Origin of the sequence: Methylobacterium sp. Leaf123 (genome assembly GCF_001423405.1) — a bacterium.
Taxonomy (GTDB): domain Bacteria; phylum Pseudomonadota; class Alphaproteobacteria; order Rhizobiales; family Beijerinckiaceae; genus Methylobacterium.
Genome location: NZ_LMNS01000040.1, coordinates 150,679 through 175,609, shown reverse-complemented (window position 1 = coordinate 175,609; position 24,931 = coordinate 150,679). Strand labels below are relative to the sequence as shown.

Genomic DNA, 24,931 nt, shown 5'->3' with positions numbered 1-24,931 from the left:
CCCGGAGGCGACCCTCGCCTCGGCCCAGGCCTTCCTCTACGCCGCCGCCGTCATGATCCTCGTCCGAAGGCTCGGGCGAGCATCATGACTTATCGGACGGACTCTTAGCTTGATAGGTGAGCGGCGAGGGGAAGCGTGATCGGGGACCAACACACCACATGGGGAAACCTGGCCGGACGACCGGCGCGCTGGTCACATCCGGTACGGCATAGCGGCGTCAACCGGCGCGAATACGAAGGCTTCATCAAGCTGCGTCTCGCGCACAGCGAAGGCCGCAGCTACCTGATCCCCGACGTTCTGATCGCTGTCGGCGGCCTCCGGTACTTCCTGCCAAGCTTCTTCTCGCCTCCGAGCCTCGCCTTCGATGCCGAGCCCGGTACGCACGTCGCCCAGATCAGCATCGACGTCGGCGGAGCCCGCGCGACCCGCCTCGAACGCCTACTGGTGCGCGTCAGGTCCGACGAGCGCGTCCATGTCTATGAGGATGGGGCCCAGCTTTATCGGTGCAGGTTCGAGGGGCCGCGCGGCATCGCCGGGCTCGCGAAAGGCGAGTGCCGCAGGGATCCCTCCGGCGACTTCCTGCTCAGGGTCTATCACCATACGACGCCCGCCAACGCGAGCAGCATCCGGGCTGCCGGCGAACTCTGGTCCTCCGCCTGGAATCTCGCCGGCACGCGCCGGCTCACCAACGTCTCGTACGGATATTTCACAACCCTCCCGCGCATCCGAGACGAGGAGGACCTGCGCCTGGTCGCCATGGCGTCCGGCGAGTTCATCCACCTCCAAACCACCTCGGATAGGCCGCGGGAGGAGGTCGTGGCGCTCAAGGTTTACCGCGGCGACACGCGGGACCGCACCGCGGCGCTGGCCTTCGACGTCCCATGCGGGCTGATCGCGCCTACCCACCTCTACCTGCATCCGTTCGTGGGAATGCAGGCCGCCTATTTCGAGGTGGTCAGCCCAGAGATCATCCGCGTCGGCGTTGTGCCGGCGGCGAAGCTGCGGGTGATCCAGGCCGGGATTCACGTGGCGGATGCCGACCGCCGACACTTCGGCTACGTCATCATCGGCGACACCCAGACGCCGAGTGGCCTGGCGGCGCCCTACGAGGAAGAGGAAACGCGGCAGGTCACGCACCTGGAACCGCTCGATGCCGCCACGGACTTCTTCGCGTTCTGGCTCGCACACGCGAACACGGACCAGGTTTCGGGGCGCGCGATCGATCCGCGGGAGCTGGCGCCGGCCTAGACGCTCCGAAACGGCCGAGGCGACGCCGGAGCCAGCCGCGCACGTCATGGCGCCGGGGCTGGCCCGGCCTGCGCTTCCACAGTCGACGGCGCTTAAGGGACTTGCGGCGGGCTGGAGACGCGCCGTGCGTCCCGAACGGTTCGCCCAACGCCTGGCCATCGGAAGCCGGTGGCGCGTCGGTCGACCGCCCAGGGCTGCCGCAGCGCCTGCCCCAACGTTTCCGTGTCGCCAACGAGCACGACCTGCTGCTCGCCCCGCGTGAGGGCAGTGTAGACCCATGACGGATCGAGCAGGCGACAGGGAGTGAGCGCGATGATCACCCGGGCGGCCTGCGAGCCTTGGGCGCGGTGGCACGTTAATGCGTAGCCAAGCTCAAGGTCCAGCAGTTCCTCGCGTCCGAAGTGGTGCGCCGTGCCCTCGAACTGCGCCACCAGCCCGTCCCGCGCGACGGTGACCACCCGGCCGAGGCTGCCGTTGAACAGACCGCGGTTGTAGTCGGTGCGCGCATGGACCACCGGTTCTCCCGGCGAGAAGCGTTGCCCGAGGGGACCCGCGATCTCGTCGAGCCGGTCCGCCTCCACGTGGAGGTCGTGGAGCGCCTCGTTCAGTTCCCGGATCCCGGAAGGGCCGCCCTTGGTCGGGGCGACCACGAGCGGGTCGTCGGCGGCGAGATCCTGATACACCCGCAGGATGCGTTCCCGGATCGCCGCCGCGTCCTTCGCGGGAAGAAACGAGACGCCCTCCGCCAAGCCGCCGTAGGGCGTGAGCGGCGGGACCGTACGCTCGCGAAGGACCGAGGCGACGCGGGGGATGCCGCTGGTCTCCGTCTGCCGATGCACGACGGTCAGGCTTGCGGTGATGCCGGGATCCGTGACGAGGGCGTGGAAGATCACGCCGAAGCCTACCGGCGGCAGCTGACGCTCGTCGCCGACGAGGACAAGCCGCGCGCCGGCGGGCATGCGCCGGAGAAGGCCGTGCATGGAAGCGAGGTCGACCATCGAACTCTCGTCGACGATGACGAGGCTGTGCGGCGTCACCTCCGCCAACTGCGAGCGTCGGCCCAGCAGGATCACCTCCTCGTCGGCCTCGACGACTTCCAGCAGCCGTCGGTCGATCTCCGCGCGCTCGTCGAGCTCGCGGGTCAGGCGGAACAGCGTGCGCGCGAGCCGGCCGGCTCCCTTCGAGAGGCGGAGCGCGGCCTTGCCCGCGATCGCGGCCAAAATGACGTCGCCGCCGGTTCGGTCCCAAAGGTCGCAGAGCGTGCGCACGACGGTCGTTTTCCCGACCCCCGCCCCGCCACGCAGGCAGGCGAAGGGCGTCGACAGCACCTTCAGCACGGCCTCGCGCTGCTCCGGGTGGAGCGTCCGGGCGCCCGGGTAGGCGGCGAGCGCGCTGCGGAAATCGAGGGGCGTCGCCGACGTGCCCCTGACATGCCGCAGTGCGAGGATGTCGCCCAGCCGGTCGAGGACGGCCTGCTCTAGGACCGCGCAGCCGGGTGCCCGCCAGCGGCCGCCGGGAGCGGCGACCATGGCGCCGTTGCGCAGGCCCGCGGCCAGGGCCGCGGCGAGGCGAGGATGCGCCACCTCCACCGCGAGGCGGGACGCGACCGCGGCCCTGAGATTTCGGTCGCGGATCGCGGTCGCCCCCGAGGCGATTACGGCCTTCATCGTGGCGTCCACGGCGCCGACCAGCCGCTCGGGCGCGTCCTCGGGCCTGCGGCGCCCGGCTTGCGCGAGCAGGCGGCGGCCGAGCGCGTCCAGGCTCGTCCAGGGCAGGAAGGGCACCAGGATGAAGGGATTGCGTTCGAGTGTCTCGACCGCCTTGCCGCCGAGGATCGCCGCGATGCGGCGGGTCGCGCGGATGTCCGCGACGCCCTGTGCCTGGAGCCAGGCTACCAAGGCGGCCTCCTCCGCCGCGTCCTTCCAAGCGCGCACGGCCGCGGCGGCGATGCGGGGACCAAGGAGCGGGCGGTCGGGCGCGAGGGCGGCCGCGAGGGTGGCGACGTCACCCTCCAGGAGTGCGCGTGGCAGGTCTGTTCCGAAGGCCCGCCACAGGCGGTTGGCCCGCTCCCGTCCGATCCCCGGCACATGATCGGCCAGGTATTCGCGGATCAGCGCACCCTCGGGGAGCGCCCGGACGGCGCCGGTGGCATCGACCTGCCGTCCCCAACGCGTCGCCCGGGCCGGCCCGTCCACGGTCCAGGTCTCCCCGACCATCGGGTCCTCCCGCAGCAGCCGGCGCGGCACCCGCACGCGCAGCTCCGTTCCCGCCGGCGGTGGCCCCCCGTCGACGACAATGGCTGCCAGGATGACGCCGGCCGGCCGAACCGAGACGAGGGCGGTGACGCGCACGATCATCATCGCAAGTCCCCCCGCCGCAACACCATGCCCGTCTCCTCCAGCAGACGCATCTGCTCGCGCAAGGCGTGGTTCTCGCGGCGAAGCGCGTCGATCAGCCCCTCGCGCTCGACCAGGACCTGCCGCAGCCCGGAGGCTTCCCGCGCGACCCGTCCGAGACGCGTGCGCAGCGCGTCGTCCTCGGCGCCGGGCGCGCGGCTGCCGATCGGGGCGAGGCCCTGCTCCGCGGCGATCGCGTTGACCGCCGAGCGGAGGGCGGGCTTGTCGAAGAAGTGCTGCTCATGGCTCGGGCGCAGACGCCCATCGCGGCGGATGAGCTGCCTGACCACGGCGCGGACGTTGACCTTCCCATCCGTCGCCGGGAGGGTCGGCGCCGTGCGGCCCGCGGCGTTCCAGGTTCGGTGCAGCTCCTCCAGGTAGGGCTCCAGAACCGACAGGATGACGGGCTCGACGGAGGGCATCGGCATCAGGCGTCTCCCTGCGGGCGTTTGGCGAGGCGGACGACGTTTCGGCCCGCGAGCTCGGCCTTCAGCCGCTCGACCTCCCGCTCAAGCTCGGCGTTGCGGGCGGCGAGCTTCGCGACCTCGACGCGGCCCTCGACGTATTCGAGCTCGGCCTCCACGGCCGCCTGCCGGTAGGCGGCGAGGGCATCGTGGGCGGCGTCCACGCGCTCGGTGACCGAGCGCCTGATCGTGCGGGCCCCGCGGTCGACTCGCGCGGTCACCGCCGCGACCCAGGCCGCGACCTCCGCCTTCAGTTCCCTGTGCCGGGGCTTCTCTAGCGCGGCCGCGCTCAAGCCCGCGCGCCGCAGGACCTCCTGGAGGCTAATCCGGCCGGCGTTCTGGGGATAGATCCCGTGCGGCTCGTAAGCGCGCTCGATCTCCCGCATGGCCGCTTGGCATCGGTCCCGGGTCGACGGCGCCCGAGTGACCGACGGGCGCCCGTGCTGATCGGGCAACGAACGCGGGCGAGAGGGGGGTAGGGACCGCCTCGCCATGGGTCACCGCCCGGCCCAGAGAGCTGCGGCGAGAGGGCTGCGCGCCAGCCAGCGCGTCCGGACGGACTCCCAGCGGTGCAGCTGTGCCAGGACCTGACCGCACAAGTGTTCAGCGAGGAGGTCGGCCCCGTCCGCGACGGCGGCTTCCGCCTCGGCTAGCAAGCTGGCGATGGCCGTGTCGCATTCTGCCTCGGCGGCCCGCGTCTCCAGGCGATGGTCGCAGGTGGTGCGGCAGGCGCCTGGGTCGGGGCGGCCGACGGCGCGCGTGCAGGGGCCGGCCTCGCCTGGGCCCTTGGTGCAGATCACGCCGGGACGGACGAGATGCCACTGGCGGCCGCTCATCGTGAGGACCTCGGCGAGTTCCCGGAGGCTGTCGGCGCCGAACTCGGTCTCGCCCCGCCGCATGCGGGCCCACGCGACGCCGCGCGCCAGGGGAGCCGCCGCCGGGCCCTCCGTCGCCCCCGCGAGGGTGTCCGATACCGCCTCCGTCGCGAGGGCCACGGCGGCCTCCTCGGCAACCCGCACGGCCTCCTCGGCGATCCGCGGATCCGACAGCATGTACCTGAGGGTCATCTCGACGTCGGCATGGCCGAAGAGGTCGACGAGCACCGTCGGCGCTTGGATCACGGACAGGCACACGATGCGGCCGACGGTGTGCCGCCAGCGGTGGGCGTGCGGACGATCCGGACCGGCCAACGCGGTCAGGCCGAGATGACGGACGGCGTAGACGAGCGGTTCCGTGGGGTTGGAGAGCGGCGAGCCGAACGGGTTGGCACCCGCGTGGCCGGCCAAGACCCAAAGGTGCCGCGCGCCCGCCGGTCGGACCCGGCGGGCGAGGTCATGCTGGATGATTAGGGCCCGCGCGGCGGCCGGATGCAGCGGCCAATCCCGCTCCCGACCTTCGACCGCGTCGACGAGCTTGAAGGTCCGGGCCACGAGCCGGCCGGCGGCGAAGTCCGGCAGGGCATCGTCGGTGGCCGAGAGGATCTCGCTGACGCGCGCGCCGACGCAGAATGCGACCGTCGCGAAGTTGAGCGCCTGGAGCACGCCGACGAGGAGGTTTACCGTGCGCGCGTCGCCGGGCGGCCAGGTGGCGGTCGGCACGAACCTCGCCCCGACCCGTTGGGAGACCGCGAAGGGCAGCCTGCCGATCGGGCGGCTCTCCGCATCCCGCCACGCGGTGGCGGCTATCAGCCGACGTCGTTCCGCGATCACCGCCGGGTGGGCTGTGCCGCGTCCCCGGCTCGCGGCCCGGGCGGCGATCTCCTTCAGGCCCGACCAGCAGTCCAGGAGCTGGCCCGCTAGGTTTCGCTGCATCCATAGGGCCCGCCAGAGCAGCTCCGTGACGAACCGGTCATCGAACGGGACCCATGAGCGGTCCTCCCGCTTGGCCGCTTGGCGGAGCGGGGCACCCCTGTTCGACGCCTCGATCCCCGGTTCGGGCGTCGCCTCGGCCCTCGGCCATCGGGGATAGTCGCCTAGGATTCCACGCTCGCCGGCGGCTCGAAGGTCGCGGAACAGGTTGCGCACGTCGGCGCGGCGGCCGCCGTTAAGGCAGAGCTCGTCTTCCATCGCCCGGAGGTCCGGCAGGGTCAGATGCCGCCAAACGTTGCCGTCCCTGGAGGGGCGGCAACGCACCTGCCAGGCGACGGCGCGCAGCAGGCGTCGGGCGTGCTGCAGCCAGCTCGCCGGCTTGTAGGCCCGGATGCCGGTTCCGGTCCGCCGCGGAAGCCACAGGGCGAGCAAGGCACGGCGGACGCTCTCGTCGCGCATGGCCGCGTGACAGGTCTCGCCGACCGCGAGCTGGCCACCAAAGCTCGGGTCTAGTCTCCGGAAGGAGAGCCGGCGCACGGCTCCCGCCGGCAGCCAGGCCTCGGGCACGACCAGGACGGCATCGCCGAGCCGCACGCCCGGAAACAGCTCGATGCGGCGAACATCGTCCCAGGAGCGCATGGCGAGCTTGCCGTGCGCGGCATCCGCTTGCACCGCGTTGCGCCAAGTTTCGGCATCGGTCGTCCGGGCGGACCTAGAGCGGATAGGTGTCATGGACCGCGACCTCCCCCGTGCGAAGCTTGGCAGACCAAGCTTCAGTCTCGACGCGAACCTCCTCGGGGGCGAAGGTCTCCAGGGTCAGCTCGATGGACCGGAGCTCCTCGCCGAAGCTCGGCGACTGTGCCCAGACCGCGAAGGGCAGGGTGCGCTGGAGCTCCAGCAGTTCCGCCCGCCGGCGGGCGAGGGGGCCGAGGCTGTCCTGGAAAACGACCCCATGCCGGCATCCCGTGCACCGTTGGATCCGGCAGAGCGAACCCTCGCGGTGGTCGGGCGCCAGGTGGCGCGGTGGGTGAGTGGGATCGAGGCAGCCCATGCCCAAGCGGGTCCGCATCCGATGGTCGAGCAGCCGCTTCTCCTGGGTCGGCGTGATGCCACCGGCCTCGACCAAGAGGCGAAGCCGCGTCGGATCGAGCGGGCGTCGCGCTGCGATCTCTGAGAAGCTCGCGTCCTGGACCCGCCGCATCGTTCGTTCCGAGTGGGTGCGGTAGCGGCGGCGCCGAAGATAGTGGAGGAGGCTGCGGGCGTCGGCGTGCTGGCCGGCGAGCTGCGCCATGACCACGCTGTAGCCGGACTGGTCGTAGGCGTGCGCCATCCACCCGTCCCGGGCCACGGTGGTCGTCATCGCGGCCAGGGCGGGATGCCGCTCCATCAGGCCTGCCCGCTGCGCCACGATACGGGCGATCCGATTGAGCTTCGCGCTGTCCTCGCTCGCGAAGCAGTTGACGGCGCCCACCGCGTTGACGACGTGGTACAGCCACGGGCTGCGGAGCGCCTGGCGCAGGCGCTCGATCTCGGCCTGCGCGGCGGGCGACGGCGCGGTCGCGCAGCGCTCCTGCTCGGCCGCGAGGCGGTGACGGAGCGTCTCCCGCAGGGGCGCCGTGCGGGTGATCATGTACCGGACGATCCGGTACGGGTGGAACTCGGGCTCGGTGGCGCTGTAGGCGAACACCTTCCGGCCGGCCCGCGCCTTGAAGGCGTGAAGCAGCTTGGCCGCCGATTTGTAAGGGTGGTCGGAGACCCAGCCCGCGTCGTTGCTCACGTCGAGGGCGAGGCAGGTCGCGAGGTTCCAGCCGGTGCCGAGGACCACGAGCCACAAGTAGATCGCCGTGTCGTGATAGCTCGGGTGGAACCACCGCAACTTCCCGACGATGCCGTCCCGGCCCCGCTCGGTCATGCCCGGTGCGAGGTAGGCGGGCCCGAGCTGCCGCTGTTCGGGCCGGTTGGCTTGGTTTAGCCCTCGGCCCCCGCGCTTGAGGATCTCCGCCTTCGGGGGGAGCCGCTGACCGGTGAGGTGCTCCACCAGCCAGGCATGGTTCCGCCGATCGTCCCATGCCGACTCCGCCATGCCGGGCCCGAAGGGTGCGCCGCGCGGGTCCCGGCCGGACCTGGCCAGCCGCTCGCCTTCGGCGAACATTGCCTTGACGGCCCGGGCCTCGTGCCGGAAGGCGTGAAAGAGGCGGCGCAGGGCCGGTTGGTCGACATCGTCGAGCAGCGGCGGCACGTTGCGGCCGCGGGCTGGCCAGACCAGGGGCGGGCATCCTTCCAGCTCCCGCATCCGCCCGACCGCTGTCCGGACGCTGCCGTAGTAGTGCGAAGCCCCGGCCCCTTCCGTCCAGCGCAGGAACCCGACGCCGTGCGCATCGGTCAGGTGGCCGACCCCGGCCACGCCTCGATCCGTGACGTCGAGGAATCGGAGTAGGCACCGAAGCCCTGCGCGCAGGGTGCTCTCGCTGCTGGCCGACGGCGGCTCTAGGCGGAACAGCGTGGCGATCTGCGCGGCAAGGCAGGGCCGACCGCGGAAGTCGCCGCTCCAGCCTGCTTGCCCCGGGGCGCGCAGGTCCGCGCCGCGGCCGCCCTCCGCGAACTCGCGGAGGTCGACCTCGTAATGAAGCCCTCGGCCCGGCGCGACCCAGAACCGAAGCCCGGGCGAGGCGGGGGCCCGGCCGTCGTCGGGATTTTGCGGCCGGCTGGTCACTGGACCGGCTCCGCATCACCCGCTCCCCCATTCAGGGCCTCGTGCCAGCCAGAGGCGAGATCGGCGATGCCGACGGCGGAGGCGAGCCAGCGCAGGTACTGGCCGGTCGTCTCGACGCCCAGATGCCCGAGCTGCCGCCGGAGGATATCGAGCCAGAAGGATCCGCGGGCCCGCACCCAATCGGCGCCCATGGCGTCCAGGGGACGCGCCGCAGCCGCGGCGTCCTTCCGCATCGCGTGGAGGAGGAAGTTGCAGGCATAGGTGTGCCGCCCCAGGTGCGCCGACCACGCCGCCGTCCCGAGGGGCATCTCGCGAAAAAGACGCTGGACCGTATGGCGTTGCAGTGGGACGCCCTCGTGGCCGGGCGCGTCGGATATGAACAGGCGCTCGCCGGCCAAGTGCCCGGTGCGGTGCCTGTGCCGATGGGCGGCGACCAGCCGGCGCGTGTCGATCCAGAGCCGGATCTCGGCCGCGAGCGGCGCCGGCATGTCGATGGTGCGCGGCCTGCCGCCCTTCGTCACGCTCAGGTGGACCGGCGCCATGGCGCGACCCGAGGCCCGCAGGGCGGCCAGCGTCTCGGCCGAGGGGATCTGGTCGGTCGTCAGCGCGACGACTTCCTTGAGCCGGACCCCGGTCTGGAGGATCGTCGAGGCCAGCAGGGCCTTGGCGGATCCGCGACGTCGGCGGACTTGATCGAGCCACGCCGCTGTTTCCGCCGCAGAGGGGATGAGGAGCACGCGCCGAACATCGCCGGGACGCGCTTCCCGGGCCCGCCCCGCGCGCGCGACCGCGACGCAGGCCGATCCTCCCGAGGCAGTCACCGCTCGGCGCTTGGTCACGCGGGGGTACGGGAAGGGCTCGCGCAGGGCGCGGAAGGAGGCCCAGGCCAGGAAGTGGGTGGCCTCGTCGGCGCGCGCGTTCGCCGTGCCGGGCTGGAGCTTGCGGCCCTTTCGCGCCGACCAAAGGCCCTGGAGCTGTTCCCGCTGATAGCACAGGACGTCGTCGTAGCAGGCGGTGCGCCAGTCGAGCCCGCGAGCCTCGCCCCACGACAGGAAATGCGCCACGGCGTAGGCGATGTGCCGGAGGGTGGCGGGCGTCGGATAGTCACGGCCCCCGGAGCCGAGCTCGTTGCGCGAGGGGTGCCATTGAAGCGTCGCCCGCTCGCGGAGGTACCGGGACGGGTGCCGGAGGACGCGGCCGCGTCCGTCGAATAGGACGGGCACGGCGGCGACGCGCCCGAATCCGAGCTGGGCCAGACGCGCGGCGTCCGGGACGAAGACGACGGTGCGTCCCGGGCCGGGCCGCGCGTCGCGTCGAGGGCGTTCCGATGAGCCGGATCCGCGGAGCGGAGACCGCCGCCCAAGTGTAACGGTGCCCTCGCTCGGCGCCTGCTCGATGCACATGGAACGGCCGTCCTCTCCGTGGTCGCGGCACACGCCCGATCGTGCGTGCCGTCCGCCTTGACGCGCAGGTCTCCTATGCCTCTGATCCAGTCAGAAGCGTCTGCCGCGGAAGTCGCAGACGATGATCCGCCGTCAAAGGCGGTTAGGTCGTAGAATACAATGGTCTAGAAGCGGTCTTGGCGGTCGTAGAGATTGAGCATTTTCGAATAGCAGCCGCCATTCTCTCGCATTAACGGCTCATCTGCTTTCATACATCGCCGCCGGTACCGGATATTGACATACAGAGCTTCGCAATCCGTCGTCCAGAGGGGCGCGAACGTTGAAAGGCCCATTCCAAACTCTCTGTCGGCGACGGACTTGACTCGCGGATACGCCGGCCAAGTTCGCGCGATAACCCTGTTCTCCGACACGGTAGGCTCGGAATGGGTCTTCGGCGCGGGCTCCGATTCCGTTCCCGATATGCCTAATTTCCACCTTTGTTTAAGAATTGATTCCTCATTCATCTGGGAGAAAATATATTTTTTGGGGGACGACTAGGCGGCGCCAGGGGTGGGCCGGGTCTCATGGATCATCCTCCATCGGCTCACGCGGCCGCCGGGCCGGGAACGGTGTCACGCGCACGTCGGTCGGTCGGGGGCGGCCGCTCTCATCCAACGTCCTGGCTCGATGCTCCGCCTCGCGGAGGGCGGATGCGCCGAGCGCTTGCAAGAGGTCCCGTACCGTACGGTCATAGGAATTTTCACCAAGCTCGGAGCGTAGAAGGGCCAGGCGCCGGAAGATCTCTCCAAGCCGGGTATCGGCGTCATCGCGCATCGGACCCTCCCCGAACGGCGTGGGCGCCGCCCTGCCGGTGCACTCGGATCAGCGCGGCGATCGCATCGCCGGAGAGCGAGCGCTCGGAGACCAGTCGCTTCGCGACCGCCTCGACGAGGGGCCTATGCTGGCTCACGAAGGCCGAGGCCTGGACGAACAGGCGTTGCAGGTCCCGCTCGACGGTCCGCCTGAGCGCGGGATCCTCGCGCAGGAGGCGCGAGATCTCGTCGATTCCGCCCCGGTAGGAGAGGGTCTCGCCGAGGCCGAGCGACGCGTGCGCGGCGGCTATCGCCGCAGTCGCCCGGCCGAGGTCCGAGCGCGGGTCACCGCCGGCCCCGCTGTTCGGAGCTCCGCAGAGCGCGTCCATCGCGCGCCCAGCGAGGCAGACGAGCGCGTAGGCCTCGGTGTCAGCTCGGGTCATCAGGAGCTTGGGGGCCGCGGCGGCGCGGACGACGCCCGCGTTGGTGAGGCCGAGCGCGATCGAGACGCAGGACACGCGCGCCACGTCTAGGAGCTCGGCCGCGATCGCGTGTGCGGCCTCGTGGCGTGCACAGATAAGAATTTCTTCCTGAGTGCGGTCGTCAGGCGGCGCGAGTTGGAGGACGAGGTCGGCGAGGATCATGCGCCGACCCGCGGCGCGGGCGGCGGCGCGGGCGGCCTTGACCCAGGCCGTCACGTCGGCCCCGGTGCCGCCGGCGCCGAGCCGGGCCACCGGTGTCAGATCGATACCGGGCAGGTCAGCCCCGAGGTGCTGGCGCAGGATGCCGGCCAGGGCCGGCACGTCGGGAGGAGCGATGCGGATGATGGGGTGCAGCCGCCCCGGCCGGACCAGGGCCGCGTCTAGGGCCTCCGGGTGGTTCGTCGCACCGATCACGACGAGCCGCGACGTGGGTCCCGACGTGGTCGAGTCCAGGGCGGTGAGGATGCCGTTGACGACCGGGGTCCACCAGTCCCGGCCTCGGTTGTCCATCGTGGCCCGATTGGGAAGGGCGTCGATCTCGTCGAGGAACAGTAGGGCCGGGGCCTGGGCCGCCGCCCGCATCATCGTCTGCTCGGCGAAGCGCAGTACTGTATCGATGTGTCCCGAGGATCCCGTGAACCAATCGCCGACGCTGGTCGCCACGAGGGGGAGGCGCGCGGCCCGGGCGATCGCCCGGACCAGCGTGCTCTTGCCCAACCCGGGGGCACTCGCCAGGACGCAAGTTCGCGACAGGGCCTCCCAGGCCAGACGCCCCTCGCGCCAGGCGTCGAGATCTCGGACTAAATTCTGAGCCCAGGACATTGCGTCGCCGTAGCCGCACAACTCCTCCAGCGGGGGGACATCCGCCAGGCGCACGTCGTCGCCGCAGACGGCGCGCTGCGCGACCTGGAGCCGGTCGAGGCAGGCCCTCGGCGTACTCGCCAGCCGAATCGAGGCGGTGATCGCGTCGAAATCCAGGCCGGCCGCGGCCGCGGGCGGCATGCGACGCGGACGCTTGCCCGTCGCGGCGCGGATGACGGCGTTGATGATCCGGTTCGACGGCGGTCCGATCCGGACGAGGAGATCGGCGCCCGCCACGAGCGAGGCCGGCAGGTAGCGTTCCGGCGCCTGGGAAATCCCAAGCACCCGCGCGCCCTCGGCCAGCAGGCTGGCGGCCTTGTCGTTGCCCTCGCTGGGGCGGTCGAGATTGCGCTGGGAGCCGATCCGGACGAAGGCGTACGCGAATGCCGAGAACTCGCGGATGGCGAGATCAATGTGCGGCGCCCAGTCCGGCGAGGGAATTTGGACGACGACCGCGAGGCCGCCCGGCTCACGCAGGCGCCGGAGCCCGGCCGGGCCGAGCGCCTCCAGGAGGGCGGCAACCGGCAGGACGTCCCGGGCAGAGCGCAGGCCGGCCAGGGCGGCCCGCACATAGGCGTCGTCGGCGTGATCGGCCGGATGGTCGGCAGGGCCGTCGATGTCCGCCACGTCGTGGGGAGCGTCGACGGCCATCGTGGTCTTCCTAGCTGACATGGCTGCCTCCGCACGCGAGGCAGCCGGGCGCTCGCGGCGCCGGTCAGGCCTCGGGGGTAAGGGTCGGGACGGGACGGACGGGGTCGCCCCGGCCTATCGGGCAGGGCGGAACCACGGGCCAGCCGTAATACCGGCGCTGTGCCCGTTTTCGCGGGGGACGAGCTGTCATCACGGCTGCCTTATGGATTGGGGCCGCCCGAGCATCAGCTACGAGGGCGGGAGGTGTGGGGCGGTATCGAGACGCCTCGGAACGAATACAGAACAAGTCCGAATCGGCGTCAACTGGGCCGCCAGATTTTTTTTCGCAATTCGCCGCCGGCTGTGGACAACGCTGATCGGCCCGCCCGGCGCAGGTTCAACGGGAATCGTTCCGGATCAGCGATCCGGCCGCGCTGCCAGCGTTTCGGCCGCCCGTGTCAGGGCACGGTCCTTCTCGCGGTGCGCCCGATCCGCGTCCCCGCCGCAAGCCTCTACGAGCCGAGCCCAGATCGTATCGGAGATCCGCACCTGAGGCCGCCGACCGGTGGGCGACGGGTTCCCGGCTTCCAGACGCTCCAGTGGATCGACCGGGTTCTCGAAGCGTTCATCGTCGTCGGCCAGCTTGGTCAGCACGTGCTGCGCGAGGCGGCGTACCTCCCTGAAGTCGAGATCCGCCACGAAGGTGATGTGGCCGCGGTCCTCGTTCCACACACGGATCCCGGCGAAGCGGTCCCCGTCCGGAATTGGGAGGAGGTTGAAGTGCGCGAGGCCGTTCCGGAGCATGCGCGGGAGCATCTCGACATGCTCGGGATCGAGGTCCTCGGGCAATCCGCCCGGCGGCTTCAGATGATGAATGGTGACGGCGGTCGGCAGAGGCGCGTAGTCGCGCAGGATCTGGCCGAGAGCCTCGTCGGACCGCTGCTGCGGGAACACCAGGACGCCGAGAAGCGAAACCAGGAGCTGGGTCTCCGGGTACAGTCCCGGGGCGCCGTCCGCTCCGGCCGAGGCAAGCTCATCGATCCGGTTCAGGTTTGCCAGGATGCGCGGCGCGAGGGCGCGCAACAACGGTCCGTCCGGGTGGGCCATCCGTAAGTCTCCTTGTCCGGGTATCGGCGGCTCTCAGGTTGGAGCCCCGCCACTGCCGAAAGGCGATCGTTCAGCCCGCCGCCGCGTAGGTCGCTTTGTCGTCCGGTCCGGAGGCGTGATTGATCAGGCCGCAGGCGCTCGACAGCGCGAGCGCCGTCGACAGCCTGTCCGGGGTCGTGCAGTTCAGCCATGAGGGCGAAGATGTCCGCCTCTCCCGCGAGCCCGCAAGCGGCCGGCCATCCATGGCCGTCGGTCCGCGCCGTCACCAGGTCCAGATAGCTGCCTAGGGTCGCGGCGTCCGCTCCCTCTTCCGTCTCGCGCGCCGCCGCCTCGGCGTCGTCGGCCAAGCTCTCCGACGAGGCGCCGCCATCATCGATGCGCGTCTCGATCCAGCGCAGCAGGCTCTCCAGCGCCAAGCGCTGTAACTGGCGCGCCTGCATCGCAGCCCAGTGGAGCTGCGTCGGCACCAGGCTGCTCGGCAAGTCCAGGGTGTGCCGGCGGACACAATCGCATTTGCTGACACGCTGCTCTCCGCACGGAAAGCAGGGCGCCCCCTTCCCCCTAGTCGGGCGGCCCGAGGATGATCGTCTTGCACGGCTCGAAGTCGGTGCGCTCGCCGGCATGGCCGCGCGGGTTGCAGACAATGCGGGTGGGCCCGACCGTGTAGTCGACGGCGTGGTGGACGTGGCCGTGCACCCAGAGCTCGGGTCCCCGGGCGTGGAGGAGGTCGCGCAAGTCGGAGGCGTCGCACCAGCGCAGGTGGCCGTGCGGGTCGGGCAGGCTGCGGGGGTGCGGGGCGTGGTGGGTGACGACCACGGTCGGGCCGGCGTGTGGGGTCGCGAGGGTGGCGTCGAGGAAGGCCCGGGTGCGCCGGTGCCGGGCGAGGATCTCCTCCGGCTCGACGCGCTCGCGGGACCGGGGCCCCGTACGGATCCGGCGATAGTCGACCATGCCTTCGCGGCCCTGGGCAGAGCGCATGGCCTGGGTCAGGCTGGTCGAGCCGAGACGAAAGTCGGTCCAGAGCGTGCCGCCGGCGAAGCGGGTAACGCCGATCGTGACCGCGTCGTCCATGAGGAGGTGGATGCCGTGGCGTGCGGCGACCTCGCGGCCGCGGGCCGCTTGGTCCGCGAGGGTGTAACGCTCCTCACCGCGGTCCCACCAGAAGTCGTGGTTGCCCGGCACGTAGACGACCGGCACGCCTGGCAGACGCTCGGCCAGCCAGACGAGGGCGCGGGTGAGCGGCATGTGCACGTCCCCCGCAACGACGGCCACGTCGAACCCTCCCGTCGGCGCGTGCGCGGCCGGGTCCCAGGCGTTCTCAAGCCATTCCTGGTGCAGGTCGCTGAAAACCCATAGGAGTCGGGCCGGGGCAGCTGTCATGGCGCGCCTCCCTCACGGGCAGCGTTCTCGGCGAGGCGGACCAGGATCTCGGCGAGGGTGACCGGGCGGAAGTCGAAGCAGTCGACCCCGACGTCGGTGCTCCTGGCGGTGCCGGGCAGCGTGCCGTGCGAGTGGCCGAAAAGGTGCAGGTCACCCCGGTGCTGGCGCGGCCAAACGCGGTGGGCGTAGTGGCTGCACCACACGCCCGTAACGGTGCCGTCCGGGTTCGGGACGAGGACGTGGGCGACGTCGACGACGCCGTCCCAGGGCAGGCGCGCGCCGATGCGGTCGTGGTTGCCCCGGACGAGGAAGCGACGGCCGTTGAGGCGCGCGAAGATCGCGCGGGCACGGTCCTCGGGGCAGCGGTAGCAGAAGTCGCCAAGGTGCCAGACTGTGTCCTCGGGACGGACGACGGCGTTCCAGCGGGTGATGAGGGTTTCGTCGTGCGCCTCGATCGTGGCGAAGGGCCTGTTCAGGCCAAGGCGGGGGCCCAGCACGGCCTGGTGGGACCAGTGCGTGTCCGCGGTGAACAGAATTCGGGTGGGCATGCGAGCCTCGCGCGCGTTTGCGGAGGCTCGGGCGCGGGCCGCGGCGCTCCGGGGTCAGGCGAAGGGGGGCGGCGACAAGCGTTTCATGATGACCATCTCCTCCTGCGCGAGGATCCTCGCTCGGCGGTCCTATCGCAACTGGGCATCGCGGGCGGCTGTGCAAAGCGAGGATATCGACCCGGATGCGAGCGTGCTGAGTTCGGTCGAGCGGCAGCCGAACCAGCCGACCGGGGTCGATTCAGGCTCCCGCTCTGAGATCGGGAATGGGTAAGGTCAAGGCTGGAGCATAGGATCGGTCACGGCCTCCCTCAAAATCAAACTCATACAAGCAAACGCGCCCCAGGAGGGGCTGACGCTGACCCAAGAAAAAAGTGAAGGCATTTGGCGCCGCTACGAAGAGATGGATCATCGCCGATGCGGCGCCGCCGCGCTCGGTCCTAATCTGTGCTGCAAGGGCCGTAGCAAGTTCGCAGGCATGCCGTCCGCAGGCGACAGACTGCCAACCGGGCCCTGAGCTTGGCTTCACAGCCAGGATGCGACCGATGCTCGGAACTGCGCGCTCGACATAGCGCTGCACGTCTCGGAGAACTTCATGGGTCAGCCCGACGGCCACGGCCAAGTCCGGCTGGCCTGGAGCGACATCGACCACCTCCGACGTCAAGCCAGGCCACTTAGGGTCCGGAGGCAGATCGTCCGCCGACCAAATCCGTTTGTCGGCTGTCCTCTGCTCCAACTCCACCCGGCGTCCGGATTTGACGTTCAGGACGGACCCCGCCGCGAAGGCCAAGGTGACATGGGCGTCGAGTGCCAACCGCAGCGCCGATTGGCCGTTCGCGGCCTTCAGCAGAAATGCCCTCAACCGAGGGTAGAGGACACCGGTCCAGTCGCCATCGCAGCGGATGGAGCGCTCGTCGAATGCCGGAACGAGATTGAGCACGCTGGTGCAGCGATCTTCCAGCCGATCGATCGCGTGCTCGAAGGACTTCACTCCATAGATCAGGGGGCGCCCTTGACCTTGTCCAAGCAGGCCCTCCCTGGAACAGGCGGCTCTGAAGCTCTCCCGATCAAATACTAGGCTGTCTTGCCCCATCCATTGGTAGATGAGGTCGTCATATGGGAACGCGCTCTCGTTCGCACGGATCCGCCGCAATCCGACCAGGGCGAAGAGCGTATCGAGTCCCTCGCGAAGATCATCGAGATTGTCGGTCACCTCGCCGAACGCCAGGGTTCGTGCCAACACTCGAAGCTCGGCCTCGCTGATTTTGAGGTGCTCGCGCCAAGCCTTGCGGATCCCACCTGCCTTGCTGTTGTCCGTAGCGGTTTTGTAAAGGCGTTCAATCCGAAGTGCACCGGATCTGGTGCTCACCATTTCGCGCAGCGCGTCGGAACGATCGAGGCGCCAGTTGGTCAGAAGCTTGAAACGGACGCCATTGCCGTCCGGAGCATAAGCCCGCTGAGCGTCGAGCGCCCGTTGCAGTAGGGATCGCGCGTTCGCGTTGATGAATTCCGGATCGATGAGCTGCCTGAAACCATAATAATCGGGCGTCACGTGCCACTTGCATTGGATGTGGTCGCGACGAAGCGTGTTTCCATGTGAATCAGAGGCACTCCTGGTGAGGTCATACTCGACCCACATGTCGTCAAAACTCTTGGGGCCGCTTTCGAAGCCAACTCTTACAATCGGGCTTTCTGGATCGAGTAAACGTGCGGCGTGGCGCCAGAACATTCTAGCTTGGAAGGTATCGCCGTCGCGGCGAACTGTGACAGCCTGCGTCATCGATTGCCCGAGATGTTCCGCGTGAGACCCACGCAAGCGAAATAAATCCTGCAACCTTCATTAGAAATTCCTCCAGACCGGAATATGGTAAGTTCGATATAATTTTGAAATTCCATAAATAACCGGAGGAGTAGGTGCGGAATTTTAGCGCGGATCGTTGAGCCATTTCGCGTATGCCCGGATGTCGATCATCGGGACGGTAGCCGTGCTCTGCAGCCGCGCGATGAGCTCGAATAGGAAGGCCGTTGCTGGTCTGCCCTCCGAGGTCACAATGTAGTTCCCGGTCGCGTCATCTCTCGCGAAATGCCCATGAGCTGCGACGCATCCCAAATCCAGCCTGTTGTCGGGATCGCCCTTGGACAAAGCTTGCGTGAGTGGATCCCCCAACGCCGGAGCCCAGGCGCTTTCGAATGTGAGAAGACCGCCCATGATGTGGTGGGGCGGCTTCGGAGGATACGTTCCACCCGCATGCGGGATGGGCAGGCTCGTCCGGCGCAGCTTCCGCACGCTGGCGATTTTGGCTTGTGCGTAGGCGACTTGACCCGCGTCGATGGCCTGCTTCGCTTCGAAGACCGCGTAGACGCTTTCAGCGGGTATGACGGCGTGACCATCCTGCTTCAGGATGAAGGGAGTGTATTGGCGATCGAAAATAACGATATCAATCTGATCGCTGAAGTTGCCGTCGCTATCCACGACAAACGCGGTGTCTGATTGGTAGCGCGAGGGCAGGTACTTAAGCAGCTCAAGCCAGACGGTCTCGCTGGCCTCGCCTTTTGCGACAGGGTGGCCGTAAAGCTTTCGAGCACGCTCCAGCCGACCCTGGATGTCATCGTGCAGGCCTGCCAACAGCACAGGCAAAGACCACCCGCTCATCGATTTGCTCCTTTTTCGAAGGGGTGACGGACCAGTGGGCTGACCTGTTCAGGACAGCGGGAACTTCGGCCCGAATAGCGCTCGCCAGGCCTTCAGGGCCTCACCATTCTGGCCGCGCCGTGTCAGGTGTATTGCCGAACTGGCGTCTCGGCTCGCCTCGCGGAGAAGTCTCGCTGCCCTATCCTTGCGAGCGGTATCCATGCCGTCGCTGATCGGGGGGCCGAGGCCCGCGGGGTCCGGCCAGGTCTCGTGGATCCGGTCTGCCAGGGTCGAGAACAATCCCTGGATCTCCCGATCGAAGTTCCCGCCCCAGGGGGCGTGCAGGCACTGCAGGCTCATGACCTCCAGCAGGAAGGAGGGCTTTACCGGCTTCTCGCCATGCCTGGGGTTGTTGTTCCAATATTTGATCATCCTGACCAAGCCCTTCCATTCACAGGCAAAGGCTTGATGCGCTTCCACGGCTTTCTTTGCGTGGACCTGCGGATTTGTGCCGATCCACTTCCCGAGCGTGTCGTCGGGAATCTCAAAATTATCGTCCTTATCGAAAGCCGGGACGACATCGAGGCTGATGACTCGATAGTCGGTGTTGTCATCGGCATCGGCCTTTACGCCGAAATCTACGTTGATCGAGCGATTCTGCCGCTTGGCGTTGCTGCTGCCGTATTTATCGACCAGTGCGGAGTGAAAGTCATTAAGTACGACCGCCGGCGCCTTGTTGCGGTAGTGATTTTCCGACGGCTTCAGGACAAAGAAGATGTCGACATCCTTAAGCGGCTTGGTCTTCGTCCAACGCGCGTAGGAGCCCGTCAGGAAGCTGCGGTCGATCTTGAACTTGGTTTCAATGTATTCGCGAACCTCTTTCTGGCGGGCTGACGCGTTGGCTTGCTCTTTATCATTCAGCTCAAGCCGGCTTTTGAACTTGCGAAACGCCTCGTCGACGTTGAGCATCAGAGCTTCCTCCAATATGCGCTGTTCGCGCCCAGTCCGTAATGCTCAACGGTCGAGCCCAGGCTCTGGCGAACCATCCCGTCGGTGGACCTCATGCTGCACGACGACCACCCGATGACGTCGGGGCGGTTCGGCTTGCACCTGAGTATCAGCTCGTAGCTTGCGTTCTCGGGTGCGACGCCGGCCTTTTGGATCGCGTATTTCAGCTGTTCTGTGTCGGTCCAGAAGTTGCCTTCACCGCTCGACCAGCCGTAGACGATGTCGATGTCCCAACGGATAATCAGCGCTCCGGTGACCGGATTGTAGATTTCGAGGACGACTGTTTCGAGATCCTTGGTCTCCAACCAAGTCCGCAAACCCCGGCTATTGACCTCCCAGTTGTTGATAAAATTTTGCGGATTAAGCCCGCTCAAGCGAATGATGTCTTTGAGGGTTCTTTGGATGTTGTCGGCGACGTAGGTGACGGAATGCGTGTAGGTGTTGACTGTAACCGATGTCGTCATCCGAGGAGACCTTTCAGGTTCAGAACCAAGCTCTCGCTTGCCTCGGCCTTCTCGGCCGGTGCATCGTCGGCTTGGTTCCGGGCCGTGACCCGAGAGGTCTTCTCCTTGAGGGCTGTCTGGACCCAGGTCAGATCTTCCTCCTGACACGGGATCGAGACCCTCCAATCGCCTTTCGTCGCGTCATGCGACAGGCCGGACTCGTTGTAGGTATCGGCCTCCAGAGCATCGTCGTCGTACAGGCAGTAGAATCGTGTCCTGGGCCCGTCGCAGGTCGCGATGATCGGTGCGCCCTGCGGGCACTGATCCGCGATGACGCTCGCGACGATGCCAGTCACGGAGTTCATCTCGGTCCGGGCTTCCGGAGCGCCACCGGCGGTCAGGATGTTGACGATCGCCTCCCAGGTCTCTCGGGCGTCGCGGTAGGGGGTGCTGCGAATGGTGCGTCTCACCACCGAACTCATCACGCGCCTCCCTTCTTGCGATTGGCCTTGGCGGCCTTCAGGGCTTCGAGCAGCATGTCGGCCGACATCGAGTTCGGATTTGCCGCTGTCTCAACGGTAGCCGCCATGGCGTTGGCGACCGTCTTTCGAATGGCTCGACCGTCCAATCCGACGCATTCCGCGGCGCATCGGGAGAAGAGCGGGGAAGCGGCAATTGAGCCGATGGCCGGGTAAGCTTCGCCGATCCGCGTGAGGCAATCCTTCAGGATCTGCTTGCAGGCGTCCGCATTCGGGAGAGGCACCTCCAGGATGAGGTCGCACCGGGACGAGAAGGCGGCATCAACGGCATCCGGGAAGTTGCTCGTGGCGACGAAGAGGATGTCCGGGTACTTTTCTGCTAAGTCGTCAAGCTGGGTTAGCACCGCGTCGGTCGCCCGATGGATGTCGACCGGATTCGCATCCAGGCTGAGCTTGGTACGATCGGTTGCAAGGGTCTCGACCTCATCCAGCAGGACGATGATCGGACCTGCCATCGCGGCTTCTGCGATGGTTTGCGAGAACAGCTCAGAGACGGCCTTCTGCGTTTTGCCCATGGCCGAACTGCCGAGCACGTGCGGGTCGACCTCAAGCAGCCTGATCTTGGCGCCATCGAAAGACCGGGCGACGCGGTCGGCCAGACCTCTCGCCAGAGAGGTCTTGCCAGTACCCGGTGGTCCGACCAGGAAAATGATACCGTGCAGGGGGAGGACCGTGCGCGGGACCCTTTTCCTGACCGTGAAATTCAGGATGGCCTGGGCGTGCAGCTGCTTCTTCGTCTCGGCCTCGATGACAATCGAGTCCCAGAGTTGGCGGAGGGTCGCATCTGGCAGATTGCGTATCCGGTGAATGCCCTTGGGTGTATCCACGAATGTCTCCTCAAGGTTAAAAGATAACCTTACCATTAGGTTCGAAGGGCGAGTCGAAATCCCTCTCCAATCAGGAGTCGCCTTGAATGGACGCCTGATATTGAGTTCTGTTTGCTGGAAATTTTTCCCACAGCGGTTTCGCTCAGGCGAAATTATGGTCTTTGCTCTAATTCGACGATATTTATCCAAGAAGATCTTTTGGGGGGGCGCAGTATGAATCCTGGCAAACTGTGGCCTAATGGAAATTGAATCTTTCGGGGCGCCCTATGAGCAGAGCGCCCCGAACTTTAAGGTCGCCGACTTGGCTGGTTCACGACAGGCGAAGTCCGATTACGGAAAAACTTCGCCTACCGTTTCTGTGGCTTGAGGCAAAACATGGAATCTACGTAGCCGCTAAGTCATTGATTTGTTGAAATAATTTCGGAGATCGATCTGGAGAAACAACGAAAGATGCTCATTCCAGCACAATAAGATGCTCGGCAGGCCGGCCATTGGATCGCCGAAGGCCCACATGAATTACGATCGACGCGACGAAAAAGCCCCCGCGGATTTCTCGGCGGGGGCTTGTGAGCTCGTTCACGCGATCTCTTTAGATGCGCGCCAAGTCCGATCTTCGATAGAAGGCGGCCCCTACCTCCTCGCGCCGGATCCGTGGCTCGATGCCGAGTGCGGTCAGTCGCTTCTGGAGCTGTCGGAAGTGAGTTCCCGTCGTTGCCATCGCTTCGAACAGGGTGACGTGCTCCGCACGGAATGCCTCGAGGTCGGCTTCCCTGATCACGTTCACGGGGCATCGGTTCAAAGGACTGACGATCGTTGTCGTCTGGAGAAAGCCTAAATCGATCAGCTTGCGGACGACCGCGGAGCTCGTGCGCATCACCTTCTCAACCGCTCGGGCGGTCGTACAGCCGTCCATGGATCCCCGCGTCCGATCACGAACCTCGGACACCCGGACGAGCAGAGCCGAGAAGCCGTGAGCGTCTCTCTGTCGACCGACCCAGGCCAGCTTGCGCCCGAGGACGAGATCGAGGATCTCGGCGGTGCTGCAGCAGACTTTTTTCACCGCTCTCTGAATGTCGACCATGTCCTCGTCGGGCTCCGCGACGGGCACGGCATCGGCGAACAGCCTGGTCAGGAACGTGTCGAGGTCGCGGCGCCTGAATAGGTGATCGAGTTCCGGCCGCTTTGGGAACATGGGCTTGATGAACCCGCCGTCGACGAGCAGCTTCGTCTGGACGCGGCCAGCGCCGAGGTACTCCTTGACCTCCGTCATGAACAAGCCGTCGGCGGCGTCCGCGAGAGTCGGGGATGCTGCCACGGCGTCGAACAATGCACTACCGTTTGGAAGCTCAGCCTGCTCCTTCGTTAGGATGCCGGTCGCCTGGAGGATCTTTCGCAGACGTTTGGGATGTATCCGCAACTCCTGGGACGCGGTGTACACGGAGTGCAGGACGCGGCGCTGGACCGGCTTTCCGAAAATCGTGTCTCCCGGACCGAACGGCATCCTCTCGGCGATGAACTCCGCGACGAGATCCCGGACCACGTCGAAGTCGGGGTGCAACTTCTCGAATGACAGAACCTTGAACCACCGCCCGAGAACAGCCTGTGGTCCCTCGGTCGCGCTGCGGGTGTAGGGATAGGAGCAGACGAGCCCGTCCATGAACTCGCGGATGCCGGCCTCGCCCTTTTCCGCGATCGCGATACCCGTCGTTCCGGCTGCGCACCAGTCGTCGTCCGAGAGGGTGTTGAAACGGACGTCGCGGCCGAAGCGTGCAACGGCGCCGATGGTCTCACAAACCCCGATGCCGACATGCAGAGGCAGTGTGTCCAACCAGTGGCTGTTTCCGTGTCCTTCGTCGAGGCGGTCGAGCACATAGGTTTCGAGGCTCGAGGCGGTACGGCAGGTGGCCCTCTCGGAAAGCGCTCCGAGATCCGGCAGGTGTGGCTTCAGAAGCCTCGCGAAGTCGTGGTTTCGCGAGGTCTCCTGATGCTCGAGCTTGACCAGTGCCATGCCGTGTTTCTGGCAAGTCTTAATCGCTGCGATCGACCAGAGGGCTCGCCCATAGGCGGCGGTTTCGGGCTTCGACGCCTGGGCGCAGTCCTCGAGAAGGCAGGCCGGGCACACGCGTAGAGCCGTCCTGAGAAGGTGCCTGCCCGGGAAGAGCTCGGTTCTGAACGTCTGGCCGTCGGGTACTCGCCGGTAGGCATCCGCCGCGAGACGATCCGGATCAACGCCCGCGAGACTCGCGAGGGCATCCAAGGCATCCTGGTCTCCGTCGATGATGCCCCGGAAATCAAGCCCCATGTCCGCACAGAAGAACGGGGCACTCGCGTCCCGGCCGAGATGGAGCTGTGCCAGCCGCGAGACGAAGGAGGCCGGAGCCTCCCCCGCCAGATGCGGCAGCGACGGGCGAAGCCGTGCCTTGAGAAGTTTCATTTCGAGCCTTCAGCCGTCCTGCCTCCCCGTCCCCGCTTCGGCTTCGCCGCCTTGCGCGGCTTCGGCGCTGTGTTGGGCTTCGGCGCCATTTTCTGCGGATCGACGTCGGTGCGCGGGCGATCCAAGACCTGCGTGGGATCCGTATCGGTCCAGTGCTGGACCCGGAACGGGTTCATGGTATTCCGGCAACCAGTGCGCAACCAGAACGCGGTCGCGAAGTGGTCGGGGAGAAGGTGCGTATCTCCGAAGCGCAGCGCCTCCTCGATGGCCTCGCAGGTCAGCTCGATCGCGATGCCCAGCGCGTAGTTCGCCGCGTGCACGAGCCGGCCAGCCAGCTCGTCGGCAACCTTGGGTTCAATCGTAAGAGGCGTGAAGGCCACGAGATTCTCGATTGTCTCCGCGATAGGATCCGTCGACTCGGGAAGCGTCAGGCGCCCGAACTCCACGAACCTGCATCTCCTCATCACCTGCCTGTCGGTACGCAGGAAGTCCGCGAGGTCGCAGGTGCCGGAGAGAACGAGGATCATCGGATCGCGGCGACGCTGCACCAAGCTCTTGATTGTGTTGAGGATGCGCTTCTGCTGGTCGATGTTCGCGGTCTGCGTGACGTGCTGCATCTCGTCGATGTGCAGCACCCGCTTGTCCTCCGTCTCGAGCCGGCGCCTGACTTCCTCCCAGATCAGGTGCTCCTTCCTGTCGCGCTGGATCGGATACCCCAGCTGCGGAAGAAGCGTACGCCCGAGCTGCATAAGGGTGCAGGGCGACGGTGCGGTAATCGAAAGGAGCCGACCCCCGAGTTTGTCGTGGCGTTTACGGAATAGACGCTTGAGGGCACGCGTCTTACCTGCGCCGCTCTCACCAGTCAGCACCAGGATCCGGCCCTCCGGCATGAGAGCGTCGTCGTCCATGTCGTCGACATCGTCGATGAGCTGTCCGCCGAGGTCGTCGACCTCGTTGACAGGCTGCTCGTCGAGGTCCGCGGCGAGCCGACCCGTGCACTCGGTCGCGCCGCCGCCGTCCGTCGCGTCGGACAACGGTCCGTCGATTCCGTCAATCGCCGGGTCGAGGAGCTCGAGCATCCTGTCGAATTGCATCGATAGATGCTCGAAGGAGCTGGTCGTCAGGAATTGACGTCGCACGCCGGACATCAGGTCGCGGCGCAGGGCAGGGGACATCGGAGCGCTAGGGTTGTCGGCCAGGATATCGATTTCGGTGGACAT

20 protein-coding genes and 1 pseudogene are annotated in these 24,931 nt (G+C 67.3%); 2 read left to right on the top strand and 19 right to left on the bottom strand.

Features of this window, described 5'->3' with window-relative positions; translation table 11 throughout:
* Window positions 1–88 (top strand): annotated as a pseudogene (locus ASF53_RS26105) (IS5/IS1182 family transposase); the annotation flags it as partial.
* A gap of 47 nt (window positions 89–135) precedes the next feature.
* Window positions 136–1,248: a hypothetical protein gene (locus ASF53_RS24580; protein WP_056205275.1), complete on the top strand. Its 1,113-nt coding sequence runs from the start codon at window positions 136–138 to the stop codon at window positions 1,246–1,248.
* 92 nt (window positions 1,249–1,340) lie between these two features.
* On the opposite strand, the gene ASF53_RS24575 is transcribed toward ASF53_RS24580, so the two are convergent.
* From ASF53_RS24575 to ASF53_RS24485, 19 genes are all read right to left on the bottom strand, one after another.
* Window positions 1,341–3,608: an AAA family ATPase gene (locus tag ASF53_RS24575; protein WP_056205271.1), complete on the bottom strand. Its 2,268-nt coding sequence runs from the start codon at window positions 3,606–3,608 to the stop codon at window positions 1,341–1,343.
* The gene (locus ASF53_RS24570; protein WP_056205268.1) at window positions 3,605–4,072 is read right to left on the bottom strand and encodes a hypothetical protein; all 468 of its coding nucleotides are present in this window, start codon (window positions 4,070–4,072) and stop codon (window positions 3,605–3,607) included. The genes ASF53_RS24575 and ASF53_RS24570 overlap by 4 nt, the downstream gene beginning before the upstream one ends.
* Window positions 4,072–4,494 (bottom strand): hypothetical protein, encoded by a 423-nt coding sequence (locus ASF53_RS24565; RefSeq protein ID WP_056205265.1) that lies wholly within the window; start codon window positions 4,492–4,494, stop codon window positions 4,072–4,074. The genes ASF53_RS24570 and ASF53_RS24565 overlap by 1 nt, the downstream gene beginning before the upstream one ends.
* Before the next feature lie 111 nt (window positions 4,495–4,605).
* Window positions 4,606–6,648 carry a site-specific integrase gene (locus ASF53_RS24560; RefSeq protein WP_082483076.1) on the bottom strand — a complete coding sequence of 681 codons (2,043 nt, stop codon included), beginning with the start codon at window positions 6,646–6,648 and terminating at the stop codon, window positions 4,606–4,608.
* Complete coding sequence (locus ASF53_RS24555) at window positions 6,629–8,629, bottom strand: hypothetical protein (RefSeq protein ID WP_056205261.1); 2,001 nt, start codon at window positions 8,627–8,629, stop codon at window positions 6,629–6,631. The genes ASF53_RS24560 and ASF53_RS24555 overlap by 20 nt, the downstream gene beginning before the upstream one ends.
* Complete coding sequence (locus ASF53_RS24550; protein ID WP_162242251.1) at window positions 8,626–9,852, bottom strand: site-specific integrase; 1,227 nt, start codon at window positions 9,850–9,852, stop codon at window positions 8,626–8,628. The genes ASF53_RS24555 and ASF53_RS24550 overlap by 4 nt, the downstream gene beginning before the upstream one ends.
* 982 nt (window positions 9,853–10,834) lie before the next feature.
* On the bottom strand, window positions 10,835–12,817 hold the full coding sequence (locus ASF53_RS24545; protein WP_056205254.1) for an AAA family ATPase: 1,983 nt from the start codon (window positions 12,815–12,817) through the stop codon (window positions 10,835–10,837).
* A 396-nt stretch (window positions 12,818–13,213) separates the two neighbouring features.
* A complete protein-coding gene (locus tag ASF53_RS24540; RefSeq protein ID WP_162242250.1) occupies window positions 13,214–13,903 on the bottom strand; it encodes a HEPN family nuclease in 690 nt (229 codons plus the stop codon).
* Entirely contained in the window at window positions 13,843–14,370 is a 528-nt protein-coding gene (locus tag ASF53_RS24535; RefSeq protein WP_056205248.1) for a hypothetical protein, read from the bottom strand. The genes ASF53_RS24540 and ASF53_RS24535 overlap by 61 nt, the downstream gene beginning before the upstream one ends.
* Before the next feature lie 94 nt (window positions 14,371–14,464).
* On the bottom strand, window positions 14,465–15,283 hold the full coding sequence (locus ASF53_RS24530; RefSeq protein ID WP_056205245.1) for a metallophosphoesterase: 819 nt from the start codon (window positions 15,281–15,283) through the stop codon (window positions 14,465–14,467).
* Window positions 15,280–15,831, bottom strand: a complete 552-nt coding sequence (locus tag ASF53_RS24525; RefSeq protein WP_056205242.1) for a metallophosphoesterase — start codon at window positions 15,829–15,831, stop codon at window positions 15,280–15,282. Before ASF53_RS24525 ends, ASF53_RS24530 begins: the two co-directional genes overlap by 4 nt.
* A 238-nt stretch (window positions 15,832–16,069) precedes the next feature.
* Entirely contained in the window at window positions 16,070–17,608 is a 1,539-nt protein-coding gene (locus ASF53_RS24520; protein ID WP_056205239.1) for an SAVED domain-containing protein, read from the bottom strand.
* A gap of 144 nt (window positions 17,609–17,752) precedes the next feature.
* Window positions 17,753–18,481, bottom strand: a complete 729-nt coding sequence (locus ASF53_RS24515; RefSeq protein ID WP_056205236.1) for a DUF6602 domain-containing protein — start codon at window positions 18,479–18,481, stop codon at window positions 17,753–17,755.
* 48 nt (window positions 18,482–18,529) lie between these two features.
* The gene (locus ASF53_RS24510) at window positions 18,530–19,429 is read right to left on the bottom strand and encodes a CBASS oligonucleotide cyclase (RefSeq protein ID WP_056205233.1); all 900 of its coding nucleotides are present in this window, start codon (window positions 19,427–19,429) and stop codon (window positions 18,530–18,532) included.
* Complete coding sequence (locus ASF53_RS24505; RefSeq protein ID WP_056205232.1) at window positions 19,429–19,932, bottom strand: hypothetical protein; 504 nt, start codon at window positions 19,930–19,932, stop codon at window positions 19,429–19,431. The genes ASF53_RS24510 and ASF53_RS24505 overlap by 1 nt, the downstream gene beginning before the upstream one ends.
* Window positions 19,929–20,381: a CBASS system Cap8 protein gene (locus tag ASF53_RS24500; protein ID WP_286134709.1), complete on the bottom strand. Its 453-nt coding sequence runs from the start codon at window positions 20,379–20,381 to the stop codon at window positions 19,929–19,931. The genes ASF53_RS24505 and ASF53_RS24500 overlap by 4 nt, the downstream gene beginning before the upstream one ends.
* A gap of 11 nt (window positions 20,382–20,392) precedes the next feature.
* On the bottom strand, window positions 20,393–21,277 hold the full coding sequence (locus tag ASF53_RS24495) for an AAA family ATPase (RefSeq protein WP_502690599.1): 885 nt from the start codon (window positions 21,275–21,277) through the stop codon (window positions 20,393–20,395).
* Window positions 21,278–21,866: 589 nt separating this feature from the next.
* Window positions 21,867–23,711 carry a TniQ family protein gene (locus ASF53_RS24490; protein ID WP_056205216.1) on the bottom strand — a complete coding sequence of 615 codons (1,845 nt, stop codon included), beginning with the start codon at window positions 23,709–23,711 and terminating at the stop codon, window positions 21,867–21,869.
* A complete protein-coding gene (locus ASF53_RS24485) occupies window positions 23,708–24,931 on the bottom strand; it encodes an ATP-binding protein (RefSeq protein WP_056205209.1) in 1,224 nt (407 codons plus the stop codon). Before ASF53_RS24485 ends, ASF53_RS24490 begins: the two co-directional genes overlap by 4 nt.